Annotated in this window: 13 protein-coding genes and 1 pseudogene; 6 read left to right on the forward strand and 8 right to left on the reverse strand. The window is 70.8% G+C overall.

Going from position 1 to position 16087, the window contains the following annotated elements:
* Positions 1–188 precede the first annotated feature (188 nt).
* Positions 189–683, reverse strand: a complete 495-nt coding sequence (locus ACFU5K_RS20235; protein WP_384063445.1) for a sortase — start codon at positions 681–683, stop codon at positions 189–191.
* Between the two features lie 252 nt (positions 684–935).
* Entirely contained in the window at positions 936–2447 is a 1512-nt protein-coding gene (locus ACFU5K_RS20240; RefSeq protein ID WP_384063448.1) for an acyl-CoA synthetase, read from the reverse strand.
* 371 nt (positions 2448–2818) lie between these two features.
* On the opposite strand from ACFU5K_RS20240, the gene ACFU5K_RS20245 reads away from it, so the two are divergent.
* Positions 2819–4687: a serine hydrolase gene (locus tag ACFU5K_RS20245; protein WP_384063450.1), complete on the forward strand. Its 1869-nt coding sequence runs from the start codon at positions 2819–2821 to the stop codon at positions 4685–4687.
* Positions 4688–4705: 18 nt separating this feature from the next.
* Positions 4706–5310 (forward strand): annotated as a pseudogene (locus ACFU5K_RS20250) (SIMPL domain-containing protein).
* Between the two features lie 149 nt (positions 5311–5459).
* On the opposite strand, the gene ACFU5K_RS20255 reads toward ACFU5K_RS20250, so the two are convergent.
* Positions 5460–7034, reverse strand: a complete 1575-nt coding sequence (locus ACFU5K_RS20255) for a phytoene desaturase family protein (protein ID WP_384063453.1) — start codon at positions 7032–7034, stop codon at positions 5460–5462.
* A gap of 147 nt (positions 7035–7181) precedes the next feature.
* On the opposite strand from ACFU5K_RS20255, the gene ACFU5K_RS20260 reads away from it, so the two are divergent.
* On the forward strand, positions 7182–7802 hold the full coding sequence (locus ACFU5K_RS20260; RefSeq protein WP_384063456.1) for a DinB family protein: 621 nt from the start codon (positions 7182–7184) through the stop codon (positions 7800–7802).
* A 15-nt stretch (positions 7803–7817) separates the two neighbouring features.
* On the opposite strand, the gene ACFU5K_RS20265 is transcribed toward ACFU5K_RS20260, so the two are convergent.
* The 3 genes from ACFU5K_RS20265 to ACFU5K_RS20275 form a co-directional block, all read right to left on the reverse strand.
* On the reverse strand, positions 7818–10079 hold the full coding sequence (locus ACFU5K_RS20265; RefSeq protein WP_384063482.1) for a tetratricopeptide repeat protein: 2262 nt from the start codon (positions 10077–10079) through the stop codon (positions 7818–7820).
* Positions 10080–10282: 203 nt separating this feature from the next.
* Positions 10283–11434, reverse strand: coding sequence for a methyltransferase (locus tag ACFU5K_RS20270; protein ID WP_384063459.1), 1152 nt, complete (start codon positions 11432–11434; stop codon positions 10283–10285).
* 71 nt (positions 11435–11505) lie between these two features.
* The gene (locus ACFU5K_RS20275; RefSeq protein ID WP_384063462.1) at positions 11506–11712 is read right to left on the reverse strand and encodes a hypothetical protein; all 207 of its coding nucleotides are present in this window, start codon (positions 11710–11712) and stop codon (positions 11506–11508) included.
* 209 nt (positions 11713–11921) lie between these two features.
* On the opposite strand from ACFU5K_RS20275, the gene ACFU5K_RS20280 reads away from it, so the two are divergent.
* Positions 11922–12743 (forward strand): endonuclease I family protein, encoded by an 822-nt coding sequence (locus ACFU5K_RS20280; RefSeq protein WP_384063465.1) that lies wholly within the window; start codon positions 11922–11924, stop codon positions 12741–12743.
* Between the two features lie 4 nt (positions 12744–12747).
* Here the strand turns inward: ACFU5K_RS20280 and glsA are convergent, their stop codons facing one another.
* Positions 12748–14100 carry a glutaminase A gene (gene glsA, locus ACFU5K_RS20285; RefSeq protein WP_384063467.1) on the reverse strand — a complete coding sequence of 451 codons (1353 nt, stop codon included), beginning with the start codon at positions 14098–14100 and terminating at the stop codon, positions 12748–12750.
* A 67-nt stretch (positions 14101–14167) separates the two neighbouring features.
* On the reverse strand, positions 14168–14311 hold the full coding sequence (locus tag ACFU5K_RS20290; protein ID WP_384063470.1) for a hypothetical protein: 144 nt from the start codon (positions 14309–14311) through the stop codon (positions 14168–14170).
* Positions 14312–14408: 97 nt separating this feature from the next.
* Between ACFU5K_RS20290 and ACFU5K_RS20295 the strand changes: the two genes are divergently transcribed.
* Positions 14409–15524: a chemotaxis protein gene (locus ACFU5K_RS20295; RefSeq protein WP_384063473.1), complete on the forward strand. Its 1116-nt coding sequence runs from the start codon at positions 14409–14411 to the stop codon at positions 15522–15524.
* Between the two features lie 111 nt (positions 15525–15635).
* The gene (locus ACFU5K_RS20300; RefSeq protein ID WP_384063476.1) at positions 15636–16040 is read left to right on the forward strand and encodes a hypothetical protein; all 405 of its coding nucleotides are present in this window, start codon (positions 15636–15638) and stop codon (positions 16038–16040) included.
* Positions 16041–16087: the final 47 nt, after the last annotated feature.

Below are 16087 nucleotides of genomic sequence, written 5' to 3' on the forward strand. Positions count from 1 at the left end.
GATCACCAGCACGGTCCCCACCGCCAGTGCCCAGACGAGGTGTTTCACCGCCGGGAACGACTGGGGCGTCAGGCTGCTCGTGGGCACGGTCTTCATCGTGTGCCTCTGCTTCACGGGGTAGGTGGGAGTCCCCGGGCCCTGGAGCCGGGAAGATCCAGGGCCTGCGGACGGGAGCCGCGCGGGGGGGGTCAGCCGCGTGCGACGGCCCTGCGGCGCATCCTCACCACTCCCCCGGCCGCGGCCCCGGCGAGCAGCACGCTCCCCAGGGCGAGCTGTGTGCTCGTGTCGGTGGGGGCCCCGAAGCCCGCGTCCACGCCCCCGCTGGGCGCGCGGTCGGTGATCCGGTAGGTGTCCGTGATCTTGATCCGCGGAGGGCACTTCACGGTCACGGTGTCCGTCCCCGGCACGGTGCCCCGCGGGATCTCGAACACGCCGACGAGCACTCCCTTGCGGTCGCCCTCGAAGAGATGGAAGGCGCCACCCGCCTCCGACGTCCCCTTGCCGTAGGTCTCCTTGCCGCAGGCTCTGGTGCTGACGGTGACCTGTGCGCCCGGCGAGGCGTGCGCCGGGCTGATGCGGATGGTCTGTTCACCGGCCGGGTCCGCCGCCTCCGCCACGGGGGCCGCGAGGGCAAGGGAACCCACGGCCAGACAGATACCCGCACCGATGCGTGTGTTGCACATGAGGATCCTCCAACGGGAGCAGGGTCCGGCCGGACTGCGCGGCGCCTCTGCTGTGCCCCACGTCCGAGGCAACCGACACCCCGTCACCGCCGCAACACGTGGCACCACCAGGTGTGTCACCCAGCCGGACCCGGGGTCCTTCCTCCAGGCGTTCGTTTGCGCAGGTCATCCGATCCGGGCCGGAAGCTGAGGAGCAGTCATGCCTGCGACGGCGAACGGGCTAAGGCGGTGGGACCGCACGCCGACCTGGCGTCAGGCGCCCGTCTCGGAGAACCGGCCCCGCAGTTCTCTCTTGAGGATCTTCCCGCTGGCGTTGCGCGGGAGTTCGTCGACGAACAGCACGCGCTTCGGGGCCTTGAAATGTGCGAGCCGCTCACGGGCGTGATCGATCAGCTCGGTCTCCGACGCCTCCCCGCGGAGGACGACGACGGCCGTGACGGCCTCGATCCAGCGCGGATCCGGCAGCCCGACCACGGCGGCCTCCGCCACAGCTGGATGGGTGTAGAGGACATCCTCCACCTGCCGGGACGCGACGAGCACCCCTCCTGAGTTGATGACGTCCTTCAACCGGTCGACGACCGTGAAGTAGCCCTCCGCGTCGCGCACCGCGAGATCTCCGGAGTGGAACCAGCCGTCACGGAAGGCCTCGGCGCTCTCCTCCGGCTTGTCCCAGTAGCCCTGGCACAGCTGCGGGGAGCGGTAGACCACTTCACCCGCCTCCCCGTCCGGAACCTCCTTGCCGTGCTCGTCGACCAGCCGCGCCTCGACGAAGAGCACGGGTCGCCCGCACGAGTCCATCCGGCCCTCGTGTTCGTCAGGCCCCAGGACGGTGGCGAGGGGTCCGATCTCGCTCTGCCCGAAGCAGTTGTAGAACGCCAGCTCCGGCAGCCGTTCGCGCAAGCGCTCCAGCACGGGCACGGGCATGACCGAGGCGCCGTAGTACGCCTTGCGCAGGGCTCCGAGCTCGCGGATCGCGAAGTCGGGATGGTTGGCGAGTCCGATCCAGACCGTCGGCGGCGCGAAAAGGCTGTCCGCCTGCCCGGCCTCGACCAGGTCGAAGATCCGCCCGGCGTCCGGGGCGTCAAGGATCGTGCTCTCGGCGCCAACGGCGAGATACGGCAGGAGGAACACGTGCATCTGTGCGGAGTGGTAGAGCGGCAGTGAGTGGATCGGCCGGTCGGTGCCCCTGAGGTCCAGGGCTGTGACGGCACTGACGTACTCGTGCACCAGCGCGCCGTGCGTCATCATCGCGCCCTTGGGCAGGGCTGTGGTTCCGGAGGTGTAGAGCAACTGCACCAAATCGTCGGCACCGGGTTCGCGCGCTGGGGTGAAGGGGCGCGGCGTGTCGAGTTCGTCCAGCAGGGAGCCCGGGGCGTCCCGCAGTGCCCGTACGGGGTGACCGGCGGGGACTCGGGGGACGAGGGCCGGGTCGGAGAGGACGAGCGCGCTGCCTGACTGCACGAGGATGTACTCCAGGTCTTCGCCGGTGAGGTTCTGATTGACCGGCACATGTACCAGCCCTGCTCGGGCGCAGGCCAGATAGGCGATCAGATAGGCGTCCGAGTTGTGGGCGTACGAGGCCACCCGGTCACCGGGTACCAGCCCGTGCCCGGCCGTCAGGACCGCGGCAGCCGTGCTCACCGCCTCGTCCAGCGCGGCGTAGGTCCAGGTCCGCTCGGCGTACCTGACCGCGGTGCTCCCCGGGGTGCGCCGTGCGCTGCGCGTGAGGACACCGTCCACTGTGCTGCTGTGTACACCTGTCATGGCGTGATCCTGAGCGGCCGGACGCCGGGGGTCAAGAGCCGTGCGCGTCGGTGTCGGCAGGCCGGTTTGCGGGTGTCCGTCCCTCGTGCGGTCGGGCGACGTGCGCCATGACGCGGGGCGGGGCCCGGGACTCCGGCCACGGACCACAGGCGTCGGGACCGGTGGCCGGAGCGGCGGAGGAGGAAGCAGGGCGAAGGTGACGCGAAGGGGCCACGGCACCTGGCGTCACGTCAGATTCTTTTGTTCCCTCAGGGACACAGGCGGCGGTCGTGACAGTAGCCTCTGGTTCGGCAGGAAGTTTCATCACCGTACGAGATTTCGAAAGTTACTTTCGCGCTGGTGCTTTCGCACGTGAGGGGAAGGGGTTCCGGATGGCCGGATACGTGTCGGACCGGGGAATGAGCCGTCGGAGGCTGGGCGGCGGGATACTGGCACTGGGCGGGGCGCTCGCCCTGGCTCCGATTCCCCTGGCGGGGGCCGCGGGGCCGGCGGTTGCCACGGGGCGGCCCACGGCGGGCGGCGAGGATCCGGGGGCGGCATCGGGAACCGGGACGGTCATGGAATCAGGGCGGAGCCGACCCACTCTGCGGCGCGGCTCGGCCGCGCGGGCCGGCCTGCTGCCGGATCAGCTCGACCGACTGGTGGCGGACGCGGAGAAGTATCTGTCCGACTCCCCCGCGCACCCCTGGTACGCGGGCGCGGTGCTGCTCGCCGGCCGCGGTGGCACCGTGGCTCTGCACCGTCCGATCGGCTCGGCCGTGCGCTATGCGGCGTACGACGAGAAGACGGACACCGGGGTGGAGTTCCCTCCGGATCAGCAGATCCCCATGGCCGAGGACACGGTTTTCGACCTGGCGTCGGTGTCCAAGCTGTTCACCTCCATCCTGGCCGTGCAGCAGATCGAGCGTGGGGCGCTGGCACTCGATGCGCGGGTGGCCTCGTACCTCCCCGAGTTCGCCGGAGGCGGCAAGCAGAACGTCACCGTGCGGCAGCTCCTCACGCACACGTCGGGCTTCCGGGCTTGGATCCCGCTCTACAAGGAGCCGACGCGGGAGGGGCAGCTCCGCCTGCTGTGGGATGAGGTTCTGGCGTCCGTGCCGGGTGGCAAGTACCTCTACTCCGATCTCAATCTCATCTCGCTCCAGCTGATCCTGGAAAAGATCACCGGTCGCACCCAGGACGTCCTGCTCCGCGAGGAGATCACCGCTCCGCTCGGGATGCACCGGACGCGGTACAACCCGCCGGCATCCTGGAAGCCGAAGATCGCGGCCACCGAGGACGCCCGGCTGCCCTGGTCGGGTCTCGAACGCGGGCTGGTCTGGGGAGAGGTCCACGACGAGAACGCGTACGGTCTCGGCGGCGTCGCGGGTCACGCGGGTGTCTTCTCCTGCGCCTGGGATCTCGCGATCCTGGCCCGCACCCTGCTCAACGGTGGCGTCTACGGCAGGTCCCGGATCCTGTCCGATGAATCCGTGGAGCTGATGTTCACCGACTTCAACACGGCCTTCCCCGGCGACGAGCACGGCCTGGGCTTCGAGCTCTACCAGCACTGGTACATGGGCGCGATGGCCACCCCGCGCACCGCGGGACACACCGGTTTCACGGGTACGAGCCTGGTCCTGGATCCGACCACGGACTCGCTCCTGATCGTCCTGGGCAACTCCGTGCACCCCGTGCGCAACTGGCGCTCGGGAAGCGCACCACGAGTGGCCACGGCCAACCGGATGGCTCGGGCCGTGCCGGTCCGTCCGGCGCGGGGCGGCACCGCGTGGTACTCCGGTATGGCGAGCGCCACCACCGCGACACTGACACTCCCCACGCTGCGCCCCGCCTCATCGCATCCCGTCCTGAGCTGCGGCCTGTGGTGGGACACCGAGCCGGCATCCGACTCCCTGCGGCTGGAAGTCTCCTCGGACTCCGGGGCGACCTGGCACCCCGTCCCCTTCTCCACGGTGCCGGCCCAGGGGGCGCGGCCCAGGAACTCCAGCGCACACCCGGACGGCTCGGTCTCGGGGTGGTCAGGACGCGTCTGGCACTCCCTGGAGGCAGACCTGGGCGACTGGCGCGGCACGGAGGTGCGGATTCGCTGGCGTTATACCACCGACCAGTTGTACGTCGGACGCGGTGTGTACGTGGACGCGCTCAGAGTGCGGGACGGCCGCCGCACGCTCTTCGACGAGAGGAAGCCGGGCGATGCGGACCGCATCGAGGCGACCGGGTGGAGCGTTTCCGCTGACTGAGCGGGTCCTGCTGGTTGGATGACCGGCATGAACGGAACCCAGTCCATAGACGCCCCGTGGGGCGTGTCGGTGTTCGGAGAGGCGAGCGTGGACGCCGCGCCCGACCTGGCACGCCTGCGGGTGGCGATATCGCAGACCAGGAACAAGCCGGGTGAGGCCTTCGCGGCCACGCGGAGCGGGGTGAACCGGATCCGGGAGGTCCTGCGCGGCCACCGTGTACCTACAGCAGCGAGCGTACGTTCCTGGGCTACGAGTGCACCGCCTCCTTCGTGATCGAACTCGGCGACCTCGACGCGCTGGAGACCGTCCTCATCAAGGTCGTCGAGGCCGGGGCCAACGAAGTCAAGGGCGTCGAGTTCGACGTGCGCACGAAGAAGGAACTTCGCGCCAGGGCCCGAGAGGCGGCCGTGGCCGCTGCGCGGGAGAAGGCCGCCCTTTACGCGGAGGCGGCGGGAGCGCGCCTCGGTCCCGTCGTCCACATCAAGGATGTGGACGCCGAGCAGGTGCAGAACTGCCGCAGTCACAGCAGCCACGACGACGGCAGCGGCGAAGGTGATCTGACGCCCGGCAAGGTGACGGTGTCGGCGGGCGTCGTACTCGGCTTCTCACTCGTCGGCGGCTGAGCGAGCACCTCGGCTGCGAGCACGGACTGCCCGGAGGCGGCCCTCGCCGCCCGCTCGCCGGTCGGCCGGTGGGTCGTACGTCACGGCCGGTACCCGCCGCCGGCGTCCGCATCGCTCCCTGAACGGACCGGTGCGGCGTATACGGCGGTTCACCGGCCCAGCACCGCCATGGCCGCGTTGTGGCCTGGCACCCCGCTGACCCCGCCACCGCGCACCGCGCCGGCGCCGCACAGCAGGACGTTGGCGTGCGCGGTTTCCACGCCCCAGGGTCCGGTCGCGCCGTCGGCGTACGGGAATGAGAGGCCCCGGTGGAAGATGTGGCCGCCGGGCAGCCCCAGTTCGCGCTCCAGGTCGAGCGGTGTCTTCGCCTCGATGCACGGCTTCCCCGTCGCGTCGACGGCCAGGCAGTCGGCGATCGGCTCGTCGAGGTGGACGTCGAGTTCGGCCAGGGTCGCGTCGAGCAGGGCGGCGCGCGTCGCTTCGTTGTCCGCCTCGAAGAGCCGGGCGGGCGTGTGCAGGCCGAAGAGTGTCAGGGTCTGGTAGCCACGGGCCGCGAGATCGGGGCCGAGGATCGAGGGATCGGTCAGTGAGTGGCAGTAGATCTCGGAGGGCGGGGTACCTGGCAGGCGTCCGGATGCCGCCTCGCGGTAAGCCGCGGCCAGTTGCTCGTAGCCCTCGGCGACGTGGAACGTCCCGGCGAACGCGAGGCGCGGGTCGACGGAGCGGTCACGCAGTCTCGGCAGCCGGGTGAGCAGCATGTTCACCTTGAGCTGCGAGCCCGCGGCCGCGGGTGGCGGTTTCTCGCCGAGCAGTTCGGTGAGTGCCTGCGGCGACGCGTTGACCAGGACCGTACGTGCCGCGACGACGTGTTCCCCGCCGGGCGAGCGGACGGTGACCTCCGCTCGGTTGCCGTCCGTCTCGATGCGGATCGCCTCGTGCAGGACCCGGATCTCGGCACCCGCGGCCGAAGCGGCACCGGCCAGCGCGTCGGTGAGCGCGCCCATGCCTCCGACCGGGACGTCCCAGTCACCGGTCGCGTTGCCGATCACGTGGTAGAGGAAACAGCGGTTCTGGAGGAGGGACGGATCGTGCGCGTCGGCGAACGTCCCGATGAGCGCGTCGGTGAGCACGACTCCGCGTACGAGGTCGTCGGCGAAGTTCTCCTCCACCGCGGCTCCGAGGGGTTCCTCGAACAGCATGCGCCAGGCCTCCTCGTCGTCCACGCGGGCCCGGAGGGCTTCACGGGTGACGAGGGGTTCGGTGAGTGTCGGGAAGACACGCTCGGCGACCTTCCGGGTCATCCCGTAGAAGCGCTGCCAGGCGTCGTACTCACGGTCGCCACCGGTGAGCGCGGCGAAGGAGGCGCGCGTCCCGTCACCGCCGACGAGCAGCCCCGTCGCCCGCCCGTCGCGCACGGCGGGTGTGTACGAGGACACGGTGCGCTTGCGTACGGCGAAGTCGAGGCGCAGCTCGCGGACGATCTTCGTCGGGAGGAGCGAGACCAGGTAGGAGTAGCGGGAGAGACGCGCGTCGACGCCTTCGAACGGACGGGTCGACACGGCCGCTCCGCCGGTGCCCGCGAGACGTTCCAGGACGAGGACCGACTGCCCGGCGCGGGCGAGATAGGCGGCGGCCACCAGGCCGTTGTGGCCACCGCCCACGATGACCGCGTCGTAGTCGGCGCGCGAGGGTGTGCCGGGTGAGGACATCTGTTCTGCGGGCATGCCCCTTCGTAACACGCCCTGATCGTCCCTGGACAGAGGGCAGGCGCCCTCGGAGTGGACGCCCGAAACCCGTGGGCGGTGCGGTGAAGGCTGTGGCAGGCTGCTCGCCCTGACCGCTTCACGCCCCGTGACACCCGAGGAGACCGCATGGACGCCCCCGCACGTCTGATTCCGCTGCTGGAACAGTTCGACTGGGCGTGCGAGCGGCTCACCAGGCGGATGGCTGGGCCGGCGGCGGACAGCGGGAACGGCACCGTCGTGGAGGTCTCGGTCCTGACCGACGCGGAGTATCTGTGGGAACCGGTGCCGGACTGCTGGTCGGTCCGGCGGCGCAGCGCGGGTCCGGGTCCCGGCGCTGCTCTCCTGACGGGCTCGGGCGAGTGGGGACGGGACACGGCACCGTTCCCGCATCCGTCGCCGCCGCCCTTCACGACCCTCGCCTGGCGCCTGAGCCACCTCAGCGAGCTGCTGGCCCTTCGCGCCGACCACACCACGGGCAGCCACGGCATGACACGGGACGACTACCGGGTCGTGGGCGACGCCGCGGGGGCGGTGGCGGACTTCGAGGCATCGGCGGACGCGTGGCGTAAGGCGCTTCTCGGCGCGGACGACACCGTTCTCGACACGGTCGGCCACAGCACGTATCCCTACGGCAGCGACCCGGAGGATCCCTTCGTCGACACCGTCTGGTGGGTCAACCAGGAGATCCTGCACCACGGGGCCGAGATCGCCCTGCTCCGCGACCTCTACCGAGCGCGGGGCGCCTAGGGTCTTTCGTTGGGATCAGGCTGGATCAGGGAGCGGGAGTGCCCCACGCTGCCGGCGAAGGTCGGCGACCCGTCGGTAGAGCTCGGCGGCCTCCGCGCCGCGACCGAGCTGCTCCAGGCAGTACGCCTCGTCGTTGCGGCCAACGAGTGAGTCGGGATCGTCGGCGCCCAGCACCCGTTCGCGCGCTTCGGCGACCGCCCTGTAGTCGGTCAGGGCCTCCGCCCAGCGGCCGAGCCAGCCCAGGCCGACGGCCACCTCGCGGCGGCTGACGAGCGTGTCGGGGTGGTCGGGCCCCAACGTGCGGGCCCGGATCGCGCACACCTCACGGGCCTCGGCGAGCGCCTCCTCCCAGCGCTCCAGCCGGCCGAGGTTGACGCACAGGCCGTGCCGGGCACGAAGTGTCTCGGGGTCGGCCGCCCCGCTGACCCGGGCACGGTCCTCGACCAGTCCCCGGTAGAGCTCCAGAGCCTCGGCGCTTCGCCCCAGGCGGCCGAGGCTGATGCCCACCTCGTAGCGGGCGGAGAGGGTGTCGGGGTGGTCGGTTCCCAGCGTGGCGGTCCGGGCGTCCGCCACCTCGCGATAGATCTGCAGGGCTTCGGTCCAACGGTCCAGGAGGCCCAGTGTGTAGGCCACTTCGTACAGGGTGACCAGGGTGTCCGGGTGCGTCGCGCCGAGGAGCCGGCCCCGGGCGTCGGCGACCTCGCGAGCCATGCGGTACGAGTCCTCCGGGCGGCCGAGCCTGCCGAGGTTGAGGGCCAGGTTGTGACGGCAGTGCAGGGTGTCGGGGTGGTCCGGTCCCGTGGCCCGCTCCCGGGAGGCGAGGACGGCCGCGTACACCTGGTGGGCCTCGAAGTGCCGGCCCAGACGGCCGAGTGCGTAAGCCGTCTCCTGCCGTGCGGCGAGGGTCTCGGGGTGGTCGGGGCCCAGGGCACGTTCCCGGCCGTCAGCGGCCCTGCCGAACTCGCGTAGCGCGTCCTCGGTCCGTCCGGAGCGGCTGAGGGCGTATCCGGCCTCGTACCTGCTGGCCAGCGTGTCGGGGTGGTCGGGGCCGAGGGCGTTTTCGCGTCCGGTGGCGACCGCGCGGTGTGCCTCGGCGGACTCCTCCCAGTGGCCGAGCCGCCCCAGGTTCAGGCCGGCGCTGTGACGGCTGGCCAGGGTTGCGAGCAGCGCGGGCGACGCGACGGGGCGGCCGGAACCGGCGTGCGGGAAAGCGCCGGTGAGCCCGGATCCGGCCACCGTGGTCCATGAACCGGTCAGGGCGGCCGCGTGGTCGAGGGCCGCCGCCCCGGGGTCGGCGGCCATACCGGCGGCCCTGGGTCCGGTGGTCATATGGCGTGTCCAGGACGGCAGTCGGGTCGGCGCACCCAGGCCCAGGCCCCGTACCGGTGACGGGGCCAGGCGGCCGTTTCCGCCGGCCGGCTGCTCGCCGGTACGGCCCACGGCGATGCGCTGCCTCAGGTCTCCGGCGTCGGCAGGCCTCTCGCCGGGCTCCTTGGCCAGCAGATCGAGGACGACCCGGTCCAGGAATCCGGGGAGTTCGGCCCGGCGGGTGCGCGGCGGCTCCGGGACGGTGTCGCGGTGTCCGACGAGGACGGCCCAGGCGTCGTCCATGTCGAACGGCGGTGCCCCGGTGGCGATCTCGTACAGCACACAGCCCAGGGAGTACAGGTCACTGCGGTGGTCGACCTCGCCGCCGCTGATCTGCTCGGGCGACATGTAGTGCGTGGTCCCCATCGCGATCCCGTTTCCGGTGAGGCGTGAGGTGAAGCCGATGTCGTGGCCGAGCCTGGCTATCCCGAAGTCGCAGATCTTCACCGCTCCGTCGTCGAGCCGCATGATGTTGGCGGGCTTGAGGTCGCGGTGCACGATGCCCTGCTGGTGGGTGTAACCGAGGGCGTCGGCGACCTGGTCCGCGATGTCGACGACCTCGGCCACCGGCAGCGGGTTCTGCTCGTTGTCCTCGAGGAGCTGGCTGAGGTTACGTCCCTCCAGGAGCTCCATGACGAGATACAGGACGCCGTCCGACTCGCCGAAGTCGTGTACGACGGTGACACCCCGGTGCTGGAGCGCGGCGGCCACCCGAGCCTCGCGGCGGAACCGCTCGCGCAGGATGCGGGTGAAGTCCTTGTCGTGCTGCGGCCCCACCGGCTTCAGGCACTTGACCGCCACCTGGCGGCCCAGCGCCTCGTCCCGCGCCCGCCACACCTCACCCATGCCCCCGCGCCCGATCAGATCGAGCAGCCGGTAGCGGCTCTGGATCAGCCTCGTGTCCGCCATCGCCTGTCGTCGCCCCCCGTCTGTCTCACTGCCCGCCCAGGGCCCCTCGTACGGGTCGCGCCGGGCTCGCGTGCCTGTCACCGCACCCTGCTCCAGCGTGATCCGGGCGAAAGGCCCTACTGCTGTGCCCTCCCCGGCGCGTCCAGTATGGCGCCCTGTCTGCGGAGTTTGTACGGGGCGGGCGGCACGCCCCGGACGGGGACTCAGCGCTTGACGGCTCGCAGGACCACGAATTTCGGGTCGCCCGCCACCGTGACGCAGTTGCCGAAGATCCGGCGCAGCTGCGTGTGGTAGCCGAGGTGACGGTTGCCGACCACCCACAGCTCACCGCCCTGCCGCAGCGAGGTGCGCGCCCCGTGGAACATGTTCCGGGCCGTCGCGTCGGTGACCGCCTGGTGCGAGTGGAACGGCGGGTTGGTCAGGACCAGGTCCACGCTTCCCGGTGCGACGTCCGCCATCGCGTCGCCGACCAGGAAGGCGGCATCGGCATCGGTGTTCGCCCGGAAGGTCGCCTCGGCCGAGGCGACGGCCTGATAGGACTCGTCGATGAAGGTGACGGACGCTTCGGGGTTGGCGAGCGCCGCGGCCGTGCCTACGACACCGTTCCCGCAGCCCAGGTCGACGACGCGGTCGGGTCCGCTCCGTGTGGGGAGGTGCTTCAGGAAGAAGCGGGTGCCGACGTCGAGCCGCTCGGCGCAGAAGATCCCGGCGTGATTCGTGACCGTCCGCCCGGACACCACACCGACGTCGTCGGGCAGGTCGTAGTGGTACGGCCAGGGGCTGGGCGTCCGGGGCAGGGCCGGATCCGGCGTGCAGTGGATCAGCCGCGCCTTCTTGACCGCGAGGGACGTACGGGTGGGCCCGATGATCCGCTCGAACAGTTTGAGTGTGGAGGTGTGGATCTCTTTCACCATGCCGGTGCCGATGACGACGGTCCCGGCATGCACGGCGGGCGCGAGCCGGTGCAGCTGGTCCTCCAGGAGCGCGAGGCTCTTGGGTACGCGTACGAGAAGCAGGTCCACTCGCTCCGGCGGGGTGTCGCGTGCCGACAGCATCCGGACCGAGTCCGCGGCGGCGCCGTTGCGCTCGAGGTTGGCCTCGGTCGCGCGCCGGGTGAGGTAGGAGTCGGTGATCTGTACGGGCCGGTGGGTGGCAAGCGCGGTGGCGAGTGCGCCCCAGCGGTCTCCCACGACCGCCACGGTGCCGGACGGACGGACGGGCTCGCTTCCCTCGTCGCCGTCCAGCCTGTGCAGCAGGTACTCGTCGGCGGCGTCCCACGCCCGGAACGGGTCGCGCGGGTTCTCCGGGAAGCGGGCCAGCTCGAATTCGCCCTGTGACGTCGTCAAACGGTTCATGTTGCGTTCAGGCTAACCGAGCGGCGGGCGCTGCCGAGCACGCCGCCCGCCCGGTGGAGATCCCGCCGGCCCTACGGGAGCTGTTTGTCCATGGCAGACCGGCCCTCCTGGGACAGCCTGCGCCGGGCCCACTCGAGGTTCTCGGGGCTGAGGTCACGCCCCGAGGCGAGGACCAGATCCTCCGCGCTGGGTTCGTCGTCGCCGCCCGTGTGCAGCAGATGGTCCGGAGTGATGCCCCGGATCTCCGGCACGGATACAGAATCGGACTCTTCGCTCATACCGCCTCCTCGTCCTTGCGGCAATTCTCGCGCCGGGGCGCGCTCCGCGCATCCGATGACCCAGCGCACGCGGATTAGATGCCACTTGACTTGCACATGATAAATACGCAACGTTCACCCGACGGCACCGTGCGTGTGGAAAGCTCCCGAGCCACCAGGCAGTGCCCGGCCTCACGACACCGTTCGCAGTCCCGGAGAGGACACCCCACATGTCCAGTCGTCGCCTTTTCTACGCGCGTCCACTGCTCGCGACAGCAGCCTCGATCGCCGTACTCACCGGCGTCGCGGCGACCGCGCCCGCCGCCACCCCCACACGCGTCGCAACGACGTCACCGGCCGCCGCCCTCGACGACACCTACTACCAGGACGCCGTGGGCAAGACCGGCGCCGCGCTCAAGAGTTCACTGCACACGATCATCAGCGAACAGACCAAGCTCTCCTACAGCCAGGTGTGGGACGCACTCAAGGTCACCGACCAGGACCCCTCGAACTCCTCCAACGTGATCCTCCTCTACACCGGACGCTCGCAGGCGAAGAGCGGAAACGGCGGCGACACCGGCGACTGGAACCGGGAGCACGTCTGGGCCAAGTCGCACGGCGACTTCGGCACGGCCACCGGTCCGGGCACCGACATCCACCACCTGCGCCCCGAGGACGTGGGGGTCAACTCGATCCGAGGCAACAAGGACTTCGACAACGGCGGCAGCGCCGTCTCGGGCGCGCCCGGCAACTTCACGGACGGCGACTCCTTCGAACCGCGCGACGCGGTCAAGGGCGATGTGGCCCGGATGATCCTCTACATGGCGGTCCGCTACGAAGGCGACGACTCGTTCGCGGACCTCGAGCCGAACGACAACGTCGACAACGGCTCGGCCCCTAACATCGGCCGGCTCTCCGTGCTGAAGGAGTGGAGCCAGGAGGACCCGCCGGACAGCTTCGAGCAGAACCGCAACCAGGTCATATTCGACCGTTTCCAGCACAACCGGAACCCGTTCATCGACCACCCCGAGTGGGTCGAGGCCGTCTGGTAGGGGCTCACGCCGGTCCGGCCAGGTCCTGTGCGCAGTGCTCGACCGCCTCCTCGCGAGAGCTGTGGCGCGGCAGGTCCCGGCCGGTCCGTCCCCGGACGAGGTCCGGCGGGCCGAGGCGGCCTCCCGGGTCCACCACGGCCAGGCGCCGGCCCTCGCGCGCGAGCCGGGCGAGGCCCGCATGCAGCAAGGCGAGGGCGGCCGCGTCAGCACCCGTCACCTCCCGCAGATCGAGCACGACCGGACCGGCACGCTCGGGACCGGACTCGTCCATGGCGTGGAGCACCCGCTCGACCGCCGTGAAGTCGAGGGCACCCTGTGCGGCGACGACTCCGACGCGTTCCCTCAGCGCTCTCTCCTCCCTGCCGGCCGGAGCCGAGGGCAGGACGTCGGCGGTGGTCGCCAGCGTGACGGTGGACCCCGGCAGCGCGGGGTTCTTCATGAGGTGGAGCCCCAGGCGTTCCGAGAGGGCGCCGAGCGCGTCACGGCCGCGCACCGAGGTCCCCGCGGCGTCGAGGAGCGGGCTGTAGGTGGCCAGACCGAAGCGGGCGGGCCCCGCAGCGATCAGACCGCCCGACACACCGCTCTTGGCCGGCAGTCCGACCCGCAGCAGCCATTCTCCGGAGGCGTTGTACATGCCGCAGGTGGCCATGACCGCGAGGACCTGAGCCGCCACGTCGGCGGACACGACCGCCTCACCGCTGACGGGATTGACGCCGCCGTGCGCGAGGGTGGCCGCCATCACCGCGAGGTCGACCGCGGTGGCCCGCACCGCGCACTGGCGGAAGTAGGTGTCCACGGCGGCCACCGGATCGGCGGGCAGGACCCCCGTGCTGCGGATCAGGTAGGCGAGGGCACGGTTGCGGTCGCCGGTGGCCGCCTCGGAGGCGTACACGTCCTCGTCGACGTCCAGATTCCGGCCGGCGAAGCGGCTCAGGGTGGTCAGGATGCGGGTGAAGGCGGGGGCTTGCTGAGTGTCGGGGACCAGAGCCGTGGTGACGATGGCACCGGCGTTGACCATGGCGTTGGCGGGCCGCCCCGTGCCGGGCTCCAGGCTGATGGCGTTGTAGGCCTCGCCGCTGGGTTCCGCACCGACCCAGCGGCCCACCTCGTCGAGGCCGAGCGAGGAGAGGGCGAGGGCGTAGACGAACGGTTTGGAGACCGACTGCATCGTAAAGGGGGTGTCGGCGGCGCCCGCGCTGTAGCGGTGCCCGTCCATACTGACGAGCGCGAGGCCGAAGTCGCGGGCATCGGACCTGGTCAACTCCGGGATGTAATCAGCACGTTGGCCCTCACGTACGTCCATGAAACGTTTGTGGAGATCGCGCAGCGCGTCCGTCACCGCGTCTGCCGCGCTCACGCGCAGGCCACCGGACGCCCAGCCCGGCCTCCGGCGGCACGAACCGCGGGCCCCCCGGGCTTCGCGGTCATCCCGAGCCGCCGGAGATGTCCTGGGGTCGCCTCGCCCCGGGGCCGGTGCGCCCGGCCGGCCACGTCACGACGGTGCAGTCGGGGATCTCGGGCATGACCATCGCACGCACCTCCGCGGAGAGGGGGAACAACTCGCTCATACTAGGAACAAAAGGTATGAATTGACTCGTTGAATCACCCGCTCCGCAGCAGGGGCGACCCCAGTACCGCACACCCCGAACCCTCCGGGAGGGAACGATGGATACGGACGCCCTGACCCCCGGCCTCTTGCAGGAACTGCGCAGGACCCGGCCGTACCCGGCCCTGTCCCTGACGATGCCCACCCACCGCAAAGCGCCGGAGAACGCCCAGGACGCCGTACGGCTGCGGAATCTGGTGGCCGAGGCGGGTAGTCGGCTGGAGGCCGATCCCCGGGTGAGCCGGGAGACCGCGGCCGCCGTGAAGGCTCAGCTCGAACGGGCCGCGGAAGAGGTCGATCAACGTCGCGCGCTGGACGCGCTGGTCATCTTCGCCGACGCCGGCGAGTACCAGATCTGGCAGTTGCCGCGCACCGCCCCCGAGCGCGTGGTGCTCAGCGACAGCTACCTGACCCGGAATCTCGTCTCCGCCAAGGCGCGATCGCAGCACTTCTGGGTTCTCGGATTCTCCGCGGAGCACGCCACCCTTTTCTCGGGCACGAACGACGGCCTGCACGCCGAGAAGAAGGGCGGGTTCCCGCTCACGGCCCCGCACGAGGCGCCCAATCCGCAGCGAGAGGAACGGATCGGCGACACCCCGAGCACCTACACCAGCGAGGACACGCGCAACTTCCTGCGCTCGGTCGACGCGAAGCTGCGCGGGATTCTGTCCACGGATCCCCGCCCGCTGTTCCTGGTCGGCCTCGCGCCCGCGCTCTCCCTGCTCGACGACGTGGGAGAGAGCGCGAGTACCGCCGTCGGCCGGATCGCCAAAGGGACCACGGCGGACACGAGCCCAGCCGAACTCCTCAAGGAGCTGAGCCCGGCTCTGGACGACTGGCGACAGCAGGCCGCGGCGGGAATCCGCGGCCGGCTCGACAACGCCAAGAGCAGCCATTCCTTCGCCGGCGGACTGGACGAGGTGTGGACGGCCGTGCGAGAGGGGCGCGCGGGCCTGGTCACGGCCGAGGAGCACTTCGAGCAGACCGCCAGGATCACCGACGGACACCTGGAGCTGGTGGGCCCCGACGTCACCCCGGGCACGGACGGCCAGGTGCGCGAGGACGTGGTCGACGAACTGGTCGAGGCGGCGCTGGACAACGGCTGCGAGGTGGCCTTCGTCGCCGACGACTCACTCGCGGGCCACGGACGCGTAGCGGCGGTCCTGCGATTCTGACGGCGTGTCCATAGTGAGGATTATGTGAAATATGTCTAGGTTTGGCGCTCCCGAAGTCGATCGCATCGCGTCGGTCCCGCCGATCACGCCGTGCACGAAGGAGAGCCATCCATGGACCGATTCAGGCGCGCGTCCGCGGCAGCACTGCTGACAGCGCTGGCACTGGCCGGTGCGGTGGGCGCAGCGGCGGCCTCGTCCGACGTCCCCGCGCCGTCCGGGCACAGCGCCAAGGATCTGATGACCCGCCCGGCCCTGTCGGCGTACGCGACCGCGCGCAATGTCGCGGCCTGGGAGGAGTTCCGTATCCACGGCTCTGCCCGGAACATCGGCTCCGGCACCCCGGTCACCCTTCAGCAGAAGCAGGGCGGGCGCTGGGTCGCCCTGCCGGCCACGATGAAGACGGCCGCCAGTGGCGAGTACAGCCTGCGGGTCAAGCTGGGAATCCGGGGCGAGAACGCCCTCCGGATCGTCGGCGGCGGCGCCGTCTCGCCCGTCGTCCGCACGACGGTCGGCTGACCCCTCCCGCCATGGACGCACTCCGGCCGGCCTGCTTCGCCTCAGGC

Source organism: Streptomyces sp. NPDC057428, assembly GCF_042803195.1.
Taxonomy (GTDB): domain Bacteria; phylum Actinomycetota; class Actinomycetes; order Streptomycetales; family Streptomycetaceae; genus Streptomyces.